Genomic DNA, 15713 nt, shown 5'->3' with positions numbered 1-15713 from the left:
GCTACTAAACTTGCATTCTCATGATTTCCTGGTATGCTTCGATAGCTTTGTTGCGTACTTCTACAGCTGTATTGAGAGTAATGCTTGCCTTTTCTGCAGTTATCATTACATTATGTAAGTTGTCTGTCTTACCCGTAATGAGCTTTTCTGTTTCAATGTCAGATTTGATCTGTGCCTCATTGACTTTATGTAACATGTCTTTAAATGATACAGCCAGCTTCTCCCGCGCTTGATCAGGTGTAGCTTTGGACACGACGGGTATAGAAGTGATCTTGTTATTCAACACTGGTTCCAATTACATCACACCCTTTATCTTCCGATTTCTAACGCTTTCATATACATACCTTTCGCTGCGTTCATTACCGTCACATTCGCTTCATAGGAACGTGTTGCACTCATCAGATCAACCATTTCCTTCAAAGGATCGACATTGGGCAGACGAACATATCCTTGAGCATCTGCATCTGGATGGTCTGGTTGATAAGCCAACTTAAAAGGCTGATCATCTTCTACGACAGCACTTGCTCTGACACCGCTGAACTTGTCGCTTGTTTGTGCATGAGCGAGCATCGCTTTGAACTCCGTTCCTTGAGGCTGGAGGACGACCATTTTTCGTCGGTAGGGTTGCCATTGTCCATCCACCATCTGTGACCTCGTCGTTTCCGCATTAGCCATATTTGAGGATGCAACATCCATTCTGAGCCGTTGGGCTGTCAATGCAGAACCTGAAATATTCAACGAATTGAATAAACCCATTTATTTACCTCCCCCCTTTGATCACCGTATTAATGGAATTGAATTTCCCATTCATTCTCTGAATCAATGCTTGATAATATAACTGATTTTCTGCAAGCTTCGACATTTCCTTATCGACATCTACATTGTTTCCATTGTGGGAATACGATGTATGGGTATTGGTTCTAGTAAGAAAGGATGGGTTATTGGGAGCTTCTGTAGAGAAAGGAATATGCTTCTGATCCGTCCGATAAGCCTTTAATGAGCTATTTAAGGTTTCTCTGAATTCAACCGATTTCGCTTTATAGTTGGGTGTATCAGCATTTGAAATATTGTTGGCAATCGCTTCATGATTTGCTGTACGATAATTCAATGCATTCTCAAGATGTTGAATTGTTCCCGAATTTAGCATATCTACCCTCCTTATAGTAAAATTTCCTTAATATCCAACAATTTCTAACATGCTTTCAAGGAGTATTTTATAGTTTTACCTGTCAACTGTCTATGTATTTCCGATATTTCGATATTTTTCGATATAAAGCCCTAATAATAAAATAGGACTTTAGAATCATATATTCCACATTCAACTCCTGTATTACCTTATTTCCGCAAGTTCTTGAAAAAACCCTTCTTTTTATTCATAAATATTCGACATTTTTCGCATATGCCGCTTAAACCAAACAAAAAACGATTTGATATAAAGATTGTATTGCATTATGGAAATAAGAAATCCAATCTTATGAAAGAGAACCATCAACGATGACCAATGTTCTATTCAAGCTCATTCTGCAGACACCAGAGACCTTTTCACTCATGAGTGCTTTCAAAATCTGTTTTCTCCATTTTCAGGGTCTCATAAAGCGGTCATAAGTCCTTCAAAATTCGTTTTCCCCATTTTCAGGGTCTCATAACACCTGGTTACTAATGGACATTGGAAGAGATGATCCCGGTTCAATATCGGGTTCATTCACCTTTTTAAAAACTGTCTATTTTTAGGGTAGTAGTTCCCATGTAAGACGCTTTCCTAAGTGCCTTTGTTTGGGAACAAATCCGCCACTAAAAAAGGACTGACTCGATGTCAGTCCTTCTCCTCATTAGATCGCTTTTAATTTAGAAAGCTCATGTAAGAACTTATCATTCAACACTTTGATATAAGTACCCTTCATCCCAAGTGAACGCGACTCGATCACCCCAGCGCTTTCCAGCTTCCGGAGTGCGTTTACAATTACAGAACGGGTGATTCCCACACGGTCAGCAATTTTACTCGCAACTAGAAGCCCTTCATTTCCATCCAATTCTTCGAAAATATGCTCGATCGCCTCCAATTCACTATATGACAATGAACTGATCGCCATCTGTACAACAGCTTTGTTACGAGCCTCCTCTTCGATTTCTTCCGATTTTTCACGGAGGATCTCTGTACCTACAACTGTTGCGCCATATTCAGCAAGGATCAGATCGTCATCTTCGAAGGATTCATTCAATCTTGAAAGAATCAGCGTACCTAAACGTTCACCAGCCCCTACGATAGGCACGATTGTTGTAAGGCCTTTACCGAATAGATCTTTGTTCTCCACAGGGAAAGCGGTATAATCGCTGTTGATATCCAGGTTGGAAGAAGTATCAGTGATGTTGAAAAGGTTCTTCGTATATTCAGTAGGGAACTGTCGATCAACAAGCATCTTTTTCATTCTTTCATTCTCAATTTCCTGTACAAGTGAGAACCCAAGTAACTTTCCACGTCGGCTGACGACGAAGATATTGGCCTCGATCACATCACACAGTGTCCCTGCCATTTCTTTAAAATTAACTGGTTTGCCACCAGACTCTTGAAGTAATGCGTTGATTTTCCTGGTTTTTTCTAATAAATTCATTTGTAACTCCTCCTAAGTATTATAAGATATACTGACTCAAATCCCGATCCTTTGCAATAGCTCCTAGTTTTTCATCGACATAATCCGGAGTAATTGTAATCGTCTCAAGATTAATATCTGGGGCTTCAAAAGATAAATCTTCCAGCAATCTTTCCAGAATCGTATGAAGTCTTCTTGCTCCGATATTGTCAGTATTTTGATTCACATCAGTTGCGATAGTCGCAATTCTACGAATAGCATCGTCAGAAAATTCTATGTTTATACCTTCCGTTTGCAAAAGAGCTTTATATTGTTTTGTCAAAGCATTGTCAGGATCCACAAGTATCGAGACAAAATCATCAATAGTAAGACTCGAGAGCTCGACCCTGATCGGGAACCTGCCTTGAAGCTCTGGTATCAAATCGGAAGGTTTTGCAATATGAAACGCACCAGCTGCTACGAACAACACATGATCTGTCTTTACGGGCCCATATTTCGTAACAACGGTCGATCCTTCTACAATCGGTAAAATGTCCCTTTGAACCCCTTCACGGGAGACGTCAGCAGATTGATTCCCTTTCCCTGCAATCTTATCAATCTCATCTATAAAAATCATACCCGTTTGTTCGGCTCTTGTAACAGCTTCTTGACCAACTTCGTCCATATCGATCAGTTTCTGGGCTTCCTCATGGGTCAATACTTTCCTTGCTTCCTTTACGGTAAGCTTCCGTTTCTTCTTTTTCTTAGGCATCAGATTACCGAGCATATCCTGCATATTCATCCCCATTTGTTCCATACCCGATCCTTGGAACAAATCCATCATATTTTGGTTCTGCTCCTCTACTTCGACGGTGACAAAGTGACCTTCCAATTCACCAAGAGCAAGTTGATGAGCGATCTGCTTCCTTTTCGAAGCGATTTGATCCTTTTCATGATCAGCATTGTCATCCGTGTCTTGCTGTTGTTGGTTCCCGAATAACATTTCAAGTGGATTTTTATAAGTATTTTGTTCAGTTTTCTTTGAAGGGACAAGTAATTCCACAAGTCTCTTATTTGCATTCTGTTCAGCCACTTCTTTGACTGAAGCCACCTTTTCCTCTTTAACGATACGGATGGATGTTTCAACCAGGTCACGCACCATGGATTCTACATCGCGCCCGACGTATCCGACTTCAGTGAATTTAGTCGCCTCGACTTTTATGAATGGTGCCCCGACTACTTTTGCCAGCCTTCTTGCAATTTCAGTTTTCCCGACTCCTGTAGGACCGATCATCAATATGTTTTTGGGAACGACTTCATCTCGAATCGATTCATCGATCAAGCTCCTGCGATACCTGTTACGAAGTGCAATTGCAACCGCTTTCTTCGCACTCTGCTGACCAACAATAAACTGATCAAGTCGTTCAACAATCTGTCTTGGTGTATAATCCATTTTCATCGTGCCAAACTCCCCCGTTTCAAGTTAATTGTTCAACAAGAATATGGTCATTTGTGTAAACACAAATTTCTGCAGCGGTTTCCAAAGCACTTTTTGCAATATCGGCAGCAGTTAGATGTTCACCATACCTTTTCAAAGCTCTGCCTGCGGCCAAAGCATAATTCCCACCTGACCCGATCGCTAATATTCCATCATCAGGTTCGATAACTTCCCCGGTGCCAGAAACGAGCAACAGTGTCTCTTTATTCATAACGATCAGCATCGCCTCCAATTTGCGCAGCATTTTATCACCACGCCATTCTTTAGCAAGTTCCACAGCAGAACGCTGTAGGTTTCCGTTGAATTCTTCAAGTTTTGCTTCGAATTTTTCAAATAACGTGAATGCATCTGCGACAGAACCCGCAAATCCTGCAAGAACTTTGCCATCGTAAAGTTTACGGACCTTCCTTGCTGTATGTTTCATCACTACAGCATTTCCGAAAGTTACTTGCCCGTCTCCTGCCATTGCGCATTTGCCTTTATGATGGACAGCAAAAATTGTTGTAGCATGGAACGTATCCATAATCGCCCCCCTCCCTTCATTTGACTCTCGTTAAGCTCTTGGATGAAAGTTGCGATACAGCTGCTGTAATCTATCTTTTGTAACATGTGTATAGATTTGGGTTGTCGACAGTTGCGAATGGCCCAACAGTTCCTGTACAGCTCTCAGATCAGCACCCTCATTCAATAGATGGGTTGCAAACGTATGTCTCATCATGTGGGGTGTGATGTTCACCGTCAGAGACGTCGATTCAATCAGCTTCTTCAAAACTTTCCTTACACCCTCATCCGTTAAGGGATCTCCTTTATAATTCACGAAAACTTTATCGTGCTCTTTTGTTTTCATCAATGTCTTCCTGCCAGATTGCAAATAGCGTTTAATGGCTTCTACTGCAAAGCTTCCGATCGGGACATACCTTTCCTTCCGGCCTTTCCCCCTTACAAGGATCGTCTCAATGGTGAAATCGATGTCTTTCAAAGAAAGCTCACAACATTCACTGACTCGAATTCCCGTTCCGTAAAGGAGTTCGAGCAATGTTTGATTCCTTTGTCCCAACGGTGTGTTCAAGTTCGAAACTTCAAACAACTCCTCAAGTTCTTCTTCATAAAAGAATTTGGGGAGTCGCCTGGTTTGTTTAGGTAAACTTGCTGTTTTGAAAGGATTCTGTTCTAAGCGATCTTCTCTGATCAAAAAACGGTAGAAGCTTCTTAAAGTTGAGACTTTTCTTGCTACAGTTTTCCTGGCATATCGCTTTTCATGCAATACCGTCAAGTAGTGGCGGACATGCACATAAGAAACAGCAGCAAATTGGTGCAAGCCTTGCTGCTTCATGAATCCGACAAAATCGTCGATGTCAAGTTGGTAGTTGAGGACCGTGTGCTGCGAACAGTTCTTTTCAATTTGCAGATACTCAATAAAGAGACAGATGTCTTCTTGCATACAACATCAACTTCCTGTTATTTTCTGAATAGTGAAACAATTAGCATAAAGACCCCTAAATCGTACCACAACTTAGAGGCCTTGACAATATATATTCACACTTTTGTTAAAAAATTCTGAATTGTTTCCAATGCACGGTCAGCAATTTTTTCGTATCGTTCCTTCTTATTCTTGATTCGCTTCTCAAGCGGAGGAAAGAGTCCGAAATTTGCATTGATCGGTTGGAAATTATCCGGATTTGCAGTTGTAATGTATTCTGCCATACCGCCTAAGGCTGTTTCCAGTGGAAAGATCATCAGTTCCTGATCTTGGATAAATCGAGCCGCATTGATTCCAGCAATCAATCCTGATGCTGCACTTTCTACATATCCTTCTACACCAGTCATTTGACCAGCAAAGAACAGATCCTCCCGACCTTTGTATTGATATGTCGGCTTGAGCAGGTTTGGTGAATTGATGAACGTATTTCGATGCATGACACCGTAACGTACGATTTCAGCATTTTCTAAACCAGGGATCAACCGAATGACATCTTTTTGCGGCCCCCATTTCATATGGGTCTGGAAACCTACTATATTATAAAGGGTGCCCGACTTATTGTCCTGTCTCAATTGAACGACCGCATAAGGTTGCTTCCCGGTCTTCGGATCCTCCAACCCGACCGGCTTCATCGGTCCGAAGAGCAATGTCTTCTTCCCTCTTTTTGCCATGACCTCGACGGGCATACAACCTTCAAAGAAAATTTCTTTCTCAAATTCTTTCAAAGGGACTGTCTCTGCTGAAATAAGTGCTTCATAAAAACAATCGAATTCTTCTTCTGTCATCGGACAATTGAGATAAGCCGCTTCGCCTTTGTCATACCGTGACTTCAAGTATACTTTGTCCCGATCGATACTGTCCACTTCGATGATCGGGGCTGCTGCATCATAGAAATAAAGATATTCTTCACCCGTCAATGACAATAATGCCTTGGATAGATCTTCAGATGTCAGCGGACCTGTAGCAATGATTGTTGGTCCTTCTGGAATGTCACGGATCTCTTCTTCATAAACCGTTACGTTCGGATGACCTTTAACCCGCTCTGTCACCTTCGCTGCAAACTCATGACGATCGACTGCAAGGGCTCCACCTGCAGGAACAGAACAATCATCAGCACTTTGGATGATGACGGAGTCCAGATATCTCATTTCTTCCTTCAGAACGCCGACTGCATTCGTCAATGCGTTTGAACGCAAGGAATTGCTGCAGACCAATTCTGCGAACTTATCCGTATGGTGGGCTGGTGTCTGCCTTTTGGGCCTCATTTCATATAGATTGACTTTAATCCCGCGTTTCGCCAACTGCCATGCAGCTTCACTTCCTGCTAATCCTGCTCCCACGACATTAACTGCTTGTAAATCCACTTTCACATCACCCTAATTTTGTTTCTCTTTGTAGTCGCAATTCGTACATTGAATTGTTGTGCTTTTCTTCGATTTCTTTTCAACGAGCATGCTTTCGCACTTTGGACACGGACGGCTGATCGGCTTATCCCAAGAAACGAAATCACATTTAGGGAATCGATCACAGCCGTAGAAGATTCGGCGCTTCTTGCTCTTACGCTCCACGATGTTCCCTTCATTGCATTTTGGACATTTCACACCAATATCTTTAACGATCGGTTTTGTATTCCTACAGTCAGGAAAATTTGAGCATGCCATGAATTTTCCGTATCGACCCATTTTAAAGACCATTTCACTGCCGCACTTCTCACACTTCTCGCCGGCTGGCTCATCCTGGATCTCCACTTCTTTCATTTCTTCCTCGGCAACCTTCAATTTCTTTTCAAATTCCTTATAGAAGGCATCTATGATCTTCTTCCATTCTTCCGTACCTTCTTCAATATGGTCAAGATTCGTTTCCATCTCTGCGGTAAACTCAACATTAATGATTTCTGGGAAGAATTCAAGAATCAGCTCCAAAACAATTTCACCAAGCTCCGTCGGTACGAATTTTCGTGCATCCAATGCAACATAGCCTCGACGCTGGATGGTATCAAGTGTCGGAGCATAAGTCGATGGCCGGCCGATTCCAAGCTCTTCCATCGTTTTGACCAGCCTTGCCTCGGAATATCTAGGTGGTGGTTGAGTGAAATGCTGGCTTGGCTCAATCTCTTCTGTTTTGACTGCGTCCCCTTCTTTTAGGTCGGGGAGGATTTTATCTTCATCATTCTTATTATCATCATTACCCTCGACATAAACTTTCATGAATCCAGGAAATTTTACTTTTGAACCGTTAGCACGGAAACGGACGCCATTGTTATCCAGGTTTACAGCGATCGTGTCCATGATTGCTGGAGCCATTTGGCTTGCAACGAACCGTTCCCAGATCAATTTGTATAGGCGATATTGGTCACGGCTCAAATAGGGTTTCACTGTTTTCGGATCCCGCATGGTCGACGTCGGTCTTACAGCCTCGTGAGCATCCTGTGCATTGTTGGATTTTTTGCCGCTTGTACGATTGCTCGTGAATTTTGAGCCATATTGCTCAGTAATGTAATCTTTTGCTTCATTTTTTGCAACATCTGCTACACGTGTAGAATCGGTTCTCATGTACGTGATCAGACCGGCTGTACCTTCTTTTCCGATATCAATACCTTCGTAAAGCTGCTGAGCCATCATCATCGTCTTCCTAGCACGGAAATTCAGCTTTCTTGCCGCTTCCTGTTGTAGTGACGAGGTTGTAAATGGTACAGCAGGATTTCTCTTTCGCTCTTTCTTTTGCACAGAAGTAATATCGAATGAATCACCTTTAATGTGTTTCAATACATCTTTTACTGTTTCTTCATTCGATAATTCAACTTTTTCTCCATTCAGTTCAAAGAAGGAGGCTTCAAATTGCTCTCCATTCTTATTGAAGATCGCTTTGATTTTCCAATATTCTTCAGGTTTGAAATTCTGGATTTCTTTCTCCCGTTCAACGATCAAGCGTAAAGCGACGGTTTGGACACGACCAGCACTGAGTCCTTTTTTCACTTTCTTCCATAGTAAAGGACTGATATTGTAACCGACCAGTCGATCCAAAATCCGTCTCGCTTGTTGAGCATCCACAAGATCCATATTGATCTTACGTGGTCTCTTGAACGAATCTTTTATAGCTTGCTTTGTAATTTCATTGAACACAACCCTGCAATCGGATTGATCGTCTATTTCAAGACTATGTGCCAAATGCCAAGCAATCGCTTCTCCTTCACGATCAGGGTCAGCTGCAAGGTAAATCTTTTTCACTTTCTTCGCTGCAGCTTTCAAATCTTTCAGAACAGGACCTTTCCCTCTGATCGTAATGTATCTAGGTTCAAAATCGTTCTTTACATCAACACCCATTTGGCTTTTCGGTAAATCACGTAAATGTCCCATTGAAGCTTTTACGATATATTTTTTGCCTAGGTATTTTTCAATCGTTTTTGCCTTGGCGGGAGATTCTACTATTACTAAGTAATCAGCCATAAGCCTATCTGTCTCCCCCTTTTTCTAAATTTAAAATCTTCCCTATTATTGTATATAGAAGTATGGTTTGTCAAACCTAAGATTTAAAGTCACACAACTCCTCCAGTATATCTTCAGCACTCGTCGTGAGCTTTGCCCCTTGCTGTATCAGGTAATGGGTCCCCCCTGTGCGAGGTTCTAAAATGGATCCAGGAACTGCGAAAACTTCTCTCCCCTGTTGCAGAGCTTGATCTCCCGTGATCAAAGATCCACTCTTTTCGCGAGCTTCTATAATCAATGTTCCCCTTGAAAGACCGCTTATAATCCTATTTCGCATCGGAAATTGCCATTTTGCCGGCTTACGGTCAGGTGGATATTCTGATACTAACAGGTGATTTGAAGCGATATTACAGGCAATATCCGTATGTTCACGTGGATAAATATGATGAAACCCACTCCCTAGAACTGCAATCGTGCTGCCGCCAGATGCTATCGCCTGTCGGTGGGCTGCGATATCAATCCCGTACGCCAATCCACTGACAATGGTCCATCCACCTTCAATTAAAGGAGTGATGATCTTTTCTAGACTCCGTCGCCCGTTTGTTGAGGCGTCCCTCGTTCCGACTACACTCAATATCCTGTCCCTGATTGAAAGGGTCTTGTCGCCTTTTAAATAGAGCACCAGTGGGGGATCGAATATTTCCCGTAATAAGGCAGGATATTCAGAGTCGAATAGTGTGATGACATGAATCTTTTCATTGATATATTTTTCGAATTGATCCAGAATACGTTCTTGCTTCATCCTGTCTTTCATTTGATGTACAGTCACTTCAGAAAGTTGATACTTTTTCTTTAATTGATGATTACTCATTTGAAACACTTTTTCAAGCGTGCTGTCTTCTTCTATCATTCTAGACAACGTTTTATTCCCTAAACCATGACACCGAGATAAAAATAAAAGACGCTTCTTCCTGCTATCTAACAATGATTCGATCTCCTCTTTTATTAAACTGGCATGTATATAGCTGAAACTACATATGGGTTGTGAACAATCCAAGAAAATTCTTCTTCACGAAATGTTCGATATGTCTATCCAATTCACCTTTATTTTTTAGCTTTGTTATACTTGTTTATTTTTACAAAATTCACTCCTAAAAGCGGAATCGCCCTGTACAGCCGCGAAGGTCACTGGAAGTCCGACGAGGAGGCTCGAACCAATCAAAGTTCGGTTCTGCGTGGGTAAACACTTCGAACTAAATCAATGTGTTGCTGCCGCAGGAGGACTGAAGTGAACCAAGTAATGACAAATCATCATTAAAAATGACAGGTACCTTTTTTATGTATGTAAATAAAAGAGGAGCCAGCCCATACGGCCAGACTCCCCGTCTTCAGGAGTCTGACACCAATCCTCCGGACCAGCCCCATAGATGATTTATTTGTTTGCTGTTGTACAGCGATCTAACAAGTTTTCTTCCTTCAACACGGAAATCAATGTTTCTCCCATAACTGATGGCGTTTCAGCTACCTTGATTCCACAGGCATTCATCGTCTTGATTTTTTCTTCCGCAGTTCCTTTACCACCGGAAATGATAGCACCAGCATGTCCCATCCGCTTCCCGGGAGGTGCAGTCTGGCCACCGATGAAGCCAACTACAGGTTTTGTCATGTTTGCCTTAACCCATTCTGCAGCTTCTTCTTCAGCAGTACCGCCGATCTCACCGATCATAATCACTGCGTAAGTATCCTCATCTTCGTTAAAAGCTTTAAGAACATCGATGAAGTCTGTACCATTGACCGGATCCCCACCGATTCCTACTGCTGTAGATTGGCCGATACCTGCTTGTGAAAGCTGATGAACAGCTTCATAAGTCAATGTTCCAGATCGAGAAACAACCCCGACATGGCCTTTCGTGTGGATGTAGCCTGGCATGATTCCAATCTTACACTCATCGGGAGTGATGACACCTGGACAGTTTGGCCCTACCAAGCGTGTCTTCTTCCCTTCCATATAACGCTTGACTTTCACCATGTCCAATACAGGAATATGTTCTGTAATACAGATTGCAAGATCAAGCTCTGCATCTACCGCTTCAAGAATCGCATCAGCAGCGAATGGTGCAGGCACATAAATGACAGAAGCCGTAGCTCCAGTTTCTTTTACTGCATCTTCAACTGTGTTGAATACAGGGACACCTTCAACTTCAGTTCCGCCTTTACCAGGTGTCACGCCACCTACGATTTTAGTACCGTACTCTAGCATTTGTTTTGTATGGAAAAGGGCTGTCGAACCAGTGATCCCTTGTACGATTACTTTCGTATCTTTATTAACATAAACGCTCATCGAGTTTTCCCCACCTTCCTACTTCACTAGTGAAACGATTTTTTCTGCACCGTCAGCCATAGATTCCGCTGCAGTGATATTCAAGCCGGATTCATTCAAAAGTTTCTTCCCAAGGTCAACATTCGTTCCTTCCAAACGTACTACCAAAGGAAGTTCCAGACCTACTTGTTTCGTTGCTTCAATTACACCTTCAGCGATGACATCACATTTCATGATCCCACCGAAGATGTTAACGAATATCCCTTTAACATTTTGATCAGACAAGATGATTTTGAAGGCTTCAGTTACCTTATCTGCTGTTGCACCGCCCCCAACATCAAGGAAGTTCGCGGGGTCTCCGCCGTAATATTTGATGATATCCATTGTAGACATCGCAAGTCCTGCTCCGTTGACCATACAACCGATATTTCCGTCTAGGGAAATATAGCTGAGGTCATACTTGGAAGCTTCGATTTCCTTCGTGTCTTCTTCATCAAGGTCACGCAATTCAAGAATATCTTTATTTCGGAATAGGGCGTTTGAATCGAAGTTCAATTTCGCATCAAGAGCCATTACATTCCCATCTCCTGTTGTAACGAGAGGATTGATTTCCGCAATGGAGCAGTCCTTCTCGACAAAAACAGTGTATAAGCCCATCATGAACTTGACAGCTTTGTTCACAAGCTCTTTTGGAATGTTGATATTGAAAGCTAAGCGGCGAGCCTGATAAGGGCTGAGACCTACTATAGGATCGATTACTTCTTTAAAGATTTTTTCAGGTGTCTTTTCCGCTACTTCTTCAATTTCTGTACCGCCTTCTTCTGAAGCCATCATAACGACCCGAGAAGTCGCACGGTCCAATACTAATCCTACATAGTATTCTTGCTTGATGTCACAGCCCTCTTCAACAAGTAAACGCTTTACTTCTTTACCTTCAGGGCCTGTTTGATGGGTAACGAGTGTTTTGCCTAAAATCTCTTCAGCATATGTACGTACTTCATCAAGATTTTTAGCAACCTTAACACCACCGGCTTTCCCACGTCCACCAGCGTGAATTTGAGCTTTAACTACATTGATTCCAGTACCGAGTTCTTTTGCTGCATCTACTGCTTCTTTGATCGTATATGCAACCTTACCATTTGGAACTGATACCCCGTACTTTCTCAAGAGTTCTTTTCCTTGATACTCGTGGATATTCATTCTCCATCCTCCTATCATGTGTCTAATCTATGCAACACCGTTTTTATTGTATAAATAAACCGACCTCATGTCCACCGTTGTGACTGATTTCTGGCGAATTTCAATATTTTGGCTCGCAATATCAGGAAAATTACATATATTTTTGAAAATCAGCTTATAAAATTTCAATCTATGTTCATAAAATTTGAATTCAGGCTTATATAATTCTATATCCGCTTATAAAGTTCACATGGCAAAGGCACTTTGTGTTTTTCCACATAAGTGCCATTTATATGTTACAGCATTTCGCATATTTCGTTAACAATCTTCCTTTTTTTCTGTTTCATCTACTATTTTCTTTGTGATACTTTCACGCTCAGCTGCTGGGCGGAATACACCGAACTCTTCAGCAAATTCTTCTCTGAACTGTTGTACAGCTTGATCGCATCCAGGTACTTCCAATTTATTCTTTTTCACAAAAATCACCTCATACTTTTTCCATAGTATGTGGTGATTTGTACGTTATTATGAGTTCAATATTCAGCCTTTCGGTTCGGATGCTTGATCTAGCTGATAAATGAAAGCAAAAACCTCAGCTACCGCCTGATACAAGTCCGGAGGTATTTCCTGATTGATCTCGAGCTTAGATAGTAACTGGACCAGGGAAGCATCTTCTTGGATCTGCACTTGATTCTGTCTTGCCGATTCTATTATCTCTTCAGCTGTCGCCCCCATCCCTTTCGCTATGACTTTTGGTGAACTGGCAGCAGCTTGATCATATTTAAGGGCAACGGCTGATTTGCGTTGATTATCCGTCATATGGATAGATCCACTCCTCTGAACGATATGTCTGTCGCTTCGATTTTCAACAACTGGCTGGATTGATCGGAAGGCTTCTCTATCTTGACAGTGGATAATCTGTAACCAATCTTTCCAAGCTGTGTTTTCAATTCAGTTTTCAAGTCTGGTATGAATTGTTTTACAGATTCCTTACCATTTATGATTTTGAGAGAAACGACCCTATTCTGCACATTCATATCCACGACTGTCTCTTTAAGAAATTGAAGGTCAAGATAAAATAAAATACGACTGAAATCTTCGTCAATCTCTCCCATACGATTTCGTTTCAGATCCCAACGCATCATGATATCACTCTTCCATTCTTTGAAATGAACGGGAAATTGATAAAACAAGGAAGTGAGGGACTGATTTTCATTCATATGTAAAAGTTGCTGGCCTGTAAGACGATGGATCAATCCCTCTGCCATTTCCTTCATGCCTGCAGGGAGATCGGAAGCCAAAAGTTCAAGCAATGCTGCTTTCAGTTGAGGTTGGCTTCTCATATCAGCCAGCTGCCCATGTACTAGGTCCTGTTCAAAGGTTAAGCCTAGTCCACGGAGGATTTCAATAACATTGAGCTGTGGTTTTTGTACCATTTTTAAGTTCAATTGTTCGCTGATCCAGTTCATTTGCGTTTGATGTAATGAGTTTAATTTCTGTTGGAAGAAAAGTTCAGCTTTTACAGGTGACATATTCACCTTCAATTCCTTCAGGAGCGCTTTATCTGAAATCGGAAAGTTTGTATTTTGGAACCGGTTCTCCAATACGGATATATCAGGTATTTTAATAGACAATGCCCTTAGGATATGCTCAACCTGAAGCTTTATCTCTTTCCGGGTTGTCGGCAGAGAATACACTTGCACCATTTCTTTGACGATATCCAGAGCTGCATTACGGTTTGTCATGTCTAAAACACGATTTATCGCCCTGTCTACCGAGTTCGCGACGTTATGAGAACCCAATGTGCCCAGGGATTGTTTCAGAGACAGTAGTTCTGTCGTTAAAGAGCTACGATCCTGAACATGATAAAGAGCCCTAAAAATCGGTTCCGAAATAGGAAGGTTTTTAATGAGCATCGTTTTTAAAGCTTGTATACCTTTTTCGATTGAATCAACCTGGGACAACCATTTTCCAGATTGGCCGATCAATTCTTTTGTAATCGGAAGCTGCTCTTTCGAAAGATGTGTAATAAGATGTTGCAATTCCGGCGAATTTTTGCGGCTGCCGAAAACCTGTCTCGGCAAATGATAATCATTGCTTTTCTCCAACACTTCCAAGACTGGAAGTCCACTCTTTGTATTCGGCTTTACCTTAAACCAATAGTTTTCATAAAGGCTCAAGCCAGCCAACAGCTGGGCGTTAATTTTCTGCCCAGCAAGTTGGACTTGTGCCAAATCATTCGGATACAAGGCCAATAATCTTCCAGAAAATATCTGCCCTGGCTTCAACTCAACAGCAGGGTTCAACCGATTGATATTGCGCATGATGGAGTCGATCGGCATTGCCTTCATTCAAACACACCCTCTATTACAATCTGTTCCTTCCTTATATCGTCATCTGGATCTCAATTGTTAGGAAGTAACTGTGAAACAGGGGCAAATGACTTTCTATGTTCTGGTGTAATACCATATTCCTTCAACGCGTCCAGATGATCTGCAGTCGCATAGCCGACATTCGAATGAAAGAAATATTGAGGGTACTTACGGTCAAGTTCCAGCATCATGCGGTCTCGCGTCACCTTTGCGACTATGGAGGCTGCAGCTATCGAATTGCTTTGTGCGTCCCCTTTGATGATTTTTTCTTGTGGCAGGTCAGTAGGGAGGCTCATCGCATCGATCAGTAAATAATCAGGATATATCGGTAAATCTTCGATCGCTTTCATCATCGCCACCCTGCTTGCTTCATATATGTTGATCCGGTCAATTTCCTTTGCTGGCACAGAGCCTATACCGATTGCAACAGCGTTCTCGATGATTTTTTCGTATAGTTCTTCCCTTACTTGTACTGACAGCTTTTTCGAGTCGTCTAAACCTATGATCTTGACGTTTCTGTCCAAAATGACTGCGCTGGCGACAACAGGACCGGCTAGCGGTCCACGTCCTACCTCATCAATCCCTGCAATCAACCGATATCCATCTGTGTAACATTTATTCTCATATGAAGACATCTGCTTGTATGTATGTAAACGCTTCTGTTCTTTTTCAACCCTTTTGCACCATTGTGAATAGAGCTTTTGGACGCCTTTTCTCGGATCATCCTTCAATTGAAGGATAAACTTTTGGTCAAGCTTTCCACTATGCTTTTCTATTAAGACACGAATCTCCTTGATTGATTTCTCTTTCATCGGGAACTCCTTTATGTCGTATTTCTTTGGCCATGCTTATGTACAACTATCAAAAGGGGG

16 protein-coding genes are annotated in these 15713 nt (G+C 41.9%); all 16 read right to left on the bottom strand.

Annotated elements, in window-relative coordinates; genetic code table 11:
• Positions 1–4: 4 nt before the first annotated feature.
• The 16 genes from fliE to L1611_RS12525 all read right to left on the bottom strand — a co-directional run bounded on the left by fliE (position 5) and on the right by L1611_RS12525 (position 15653).
• On the bottom strand, positions 5–286 hold the full coding sequence (gene fliE, locus L1611_RS12600; RefSeq protein WP_236313948.1) for a flagellar hook-basal body complex protein FliE: 282 nt from the start codon (positions 284–286) through the stop codon (positions 5–7).
• A 23-nt stretch (positions 287–309) separates the two neighbouring features.
• Entirely contained in the window at positions 310–756 is a 447-nt protein-coding gene (gene flgC, locus L1611_RS12595; RefSeq protein ID WP_236313683.1) for a flagellar basal body rod protein FlgC, read from the bottom strand.
• Positions 757–760: 4 nt separating this feature from the next.
• A complete protein-coding gene (gene flgB / locus L1611_RS12590) occupies positions 761–1147 on the bottom strand; it encodes a flagellar basal body rod protein FlgB (protein WP_236313681.1) in 387 nt (128 codons plus the stop codon).
• Between the two features lie 682 nt (positions 1148–1829).
• On the bottom strand, positions 1830–2609 hold the full coding sequence (gene codY / locus L1611_RS12585; protein ID WP_225065595.1) for a GTP-sensing pleiotropic transcriptional regulator CodY: 780 nt from the start codon (positions 2607–2609) through the stop codon (positions 1830–1832).
• 19 nt (positions 2610–2628) lie between these two features.
• Entirely contained in the window at positions 2629–4026 is a 1398-nt protein-coding gene (gene hslU / locus L1611_RS12580; protein WP_236313675.1) for an ATP-dependent protease ATPase subunit HslU, read from the bottom strand.
• A gap of 19 nt (positions 4027–4045) precedes the next feature.
• A complete protein-coding gene (hslV, locus tag L1611_RS12575; RefSeq protein ID WP_236313673.1) occupies positions 4046–4588 on the bottom strand; it encodes an ATP-dependent protease subunit HslV in 543 nt (180 codons plus the stop codon).
• Between the two features lie 30 nt (positions 4589–4618).
• A complete protein-coding gene (xerC, locus tag L1611_RS12570) occupies positions 4619–5506 on the bottom strand; it encodes a tyrosine recombinase XerC (RefSeq protein ID WP_236313671.1) in 888 nt (295 codons plus the stop codon).
• A 95-nt stretch (positions 5507–5601) separates the two neighbouring features.
• Positions 5602–6909 (bottom strand): FADH(2)-oxidizing methylenetetrahydrofolate--tRNA-(uracil(54)-C(5))-methyltransferase TrmFO, encoded by a 1308-nt coding sequence (gene trmFO, locus L1611_RS12565; protein ID WP_236313670.1) that lies wholly within the window; start codon positions 6907–6909, stop codon positions 5602–5604.
• A gap of 12 nt (positions 6910–6921) precedes the next feature.
• Positions 6922–8991 carry a type I DNA topoisomerase gene (gene topA, locus L1611_RS12560; RefSeq protein WP_236313667.1) on the bottom strand — a complete coding sequence of 690 codons (2070 nt, stop codon included), beginning with the start codon at positions 8989–8991 and terminating at the stop codon, positions 6922–6924.
• Between the two features lie 76 nt (positions 8992–9067).
• Positions 9068–9955 (bottom strand): DNA-processing protein DprA, encoded by an 888-nt coding sequence (gene dprA / locus L1611_RS12555; protein WP_236313661.1) that lies wholly within the window; start codon positions 9953–9955, stop codon positions 9068–9070.
• 447 nt (positions 9956–10402) lie between these two features.
• Positions 10403–11311 (bottom strand): succinate--CoA ligase subunit alpha, encoded by a 909-nt coding sequence (sucD, locus tag L1611_RS12550; protein ID WP_236313658.1) that lies wholly within the window; start codon positions 11309–11311, stop codon positions 10403–10405.
• Positions 11312–11329: 18 nt separating this feature from the next.
• The gene (gene sucC, locus L1611_RS12545) at positions 11330–12490 is read right to left on the bottom strand and encodes an ADP-forming succinate--CoA ligase subunit beta (RefSeq protein ID WP_236313656.1); all 1161 of its coding nucleotides are present in this window, start codon (positions 12488–12490) and stop codon (positions 11330–11332) included.
• Positions 12491–12787: 297 nt separating this feature from the next.
• A complete protein-coding gene (locus L1611_RS12540) occupies positions 12788–12946 on the bottom strand; it encodes a small, acid-soluble spore protein, alpha/beta type (RefSeq protein WP_236313655.1) in 159 nt (52 codons plus the stop codon).
• Between the two features lie 63 nt (positions 12947–13009).
• The gene (locus L1611_RS12535; RefSeq protein WP_236313653.1) at positions 13010–13288 is read right to left on the bottom strand and encodes an EscU/YscU/HrcU family type III secretion system export apparatus switch protein; all 279 of its coding nucleotides are present in this window, start codon (positions 13286–13288) and stop codon (positions 13010–13012) included.
• Positions 13285–14820: a hypothetical protein gene (locus L1611_RS12530; RefSeq protein ID WP_236313651.1), complete on the bottom strand. Its 1536-nt coding sequence runs from the start codon at positions 14818–14820 to the stop codon at positions 13285–13287. The genes L1611_RS12535 and L1611_RS12530 overlap by 4 nt, the downstream gene beginning before the upstream one ends.
• 53 nt (positions 14821–14873) lie before the next feature.
• Entirely contained in the window at positions 14874–15653 is a 780-nt protein-coding gene (locus L1611_RS12525; RefSeq protein ID WP_236313650.1) for a ribonuclease HII, read from the bottom strand.
• Positions 15654–15713 lie beyond the last annotated feature (60 nt).

It is taken from the genome of Pseudalkalibacillus salsuginis, from assembly GCF_021646685.1.
Classification (GTDB): Bacteria; Bacillota; Bacilli; order Bacillales; family Fictibacillaceae; genus Pseudalkalibacillus; species Pseudalkalibacillus salsuginis.
Note: the sequence above shows the minus strand (reverse complement) of the source record. Positions and strands in the feature narration are given on the sequence as shown.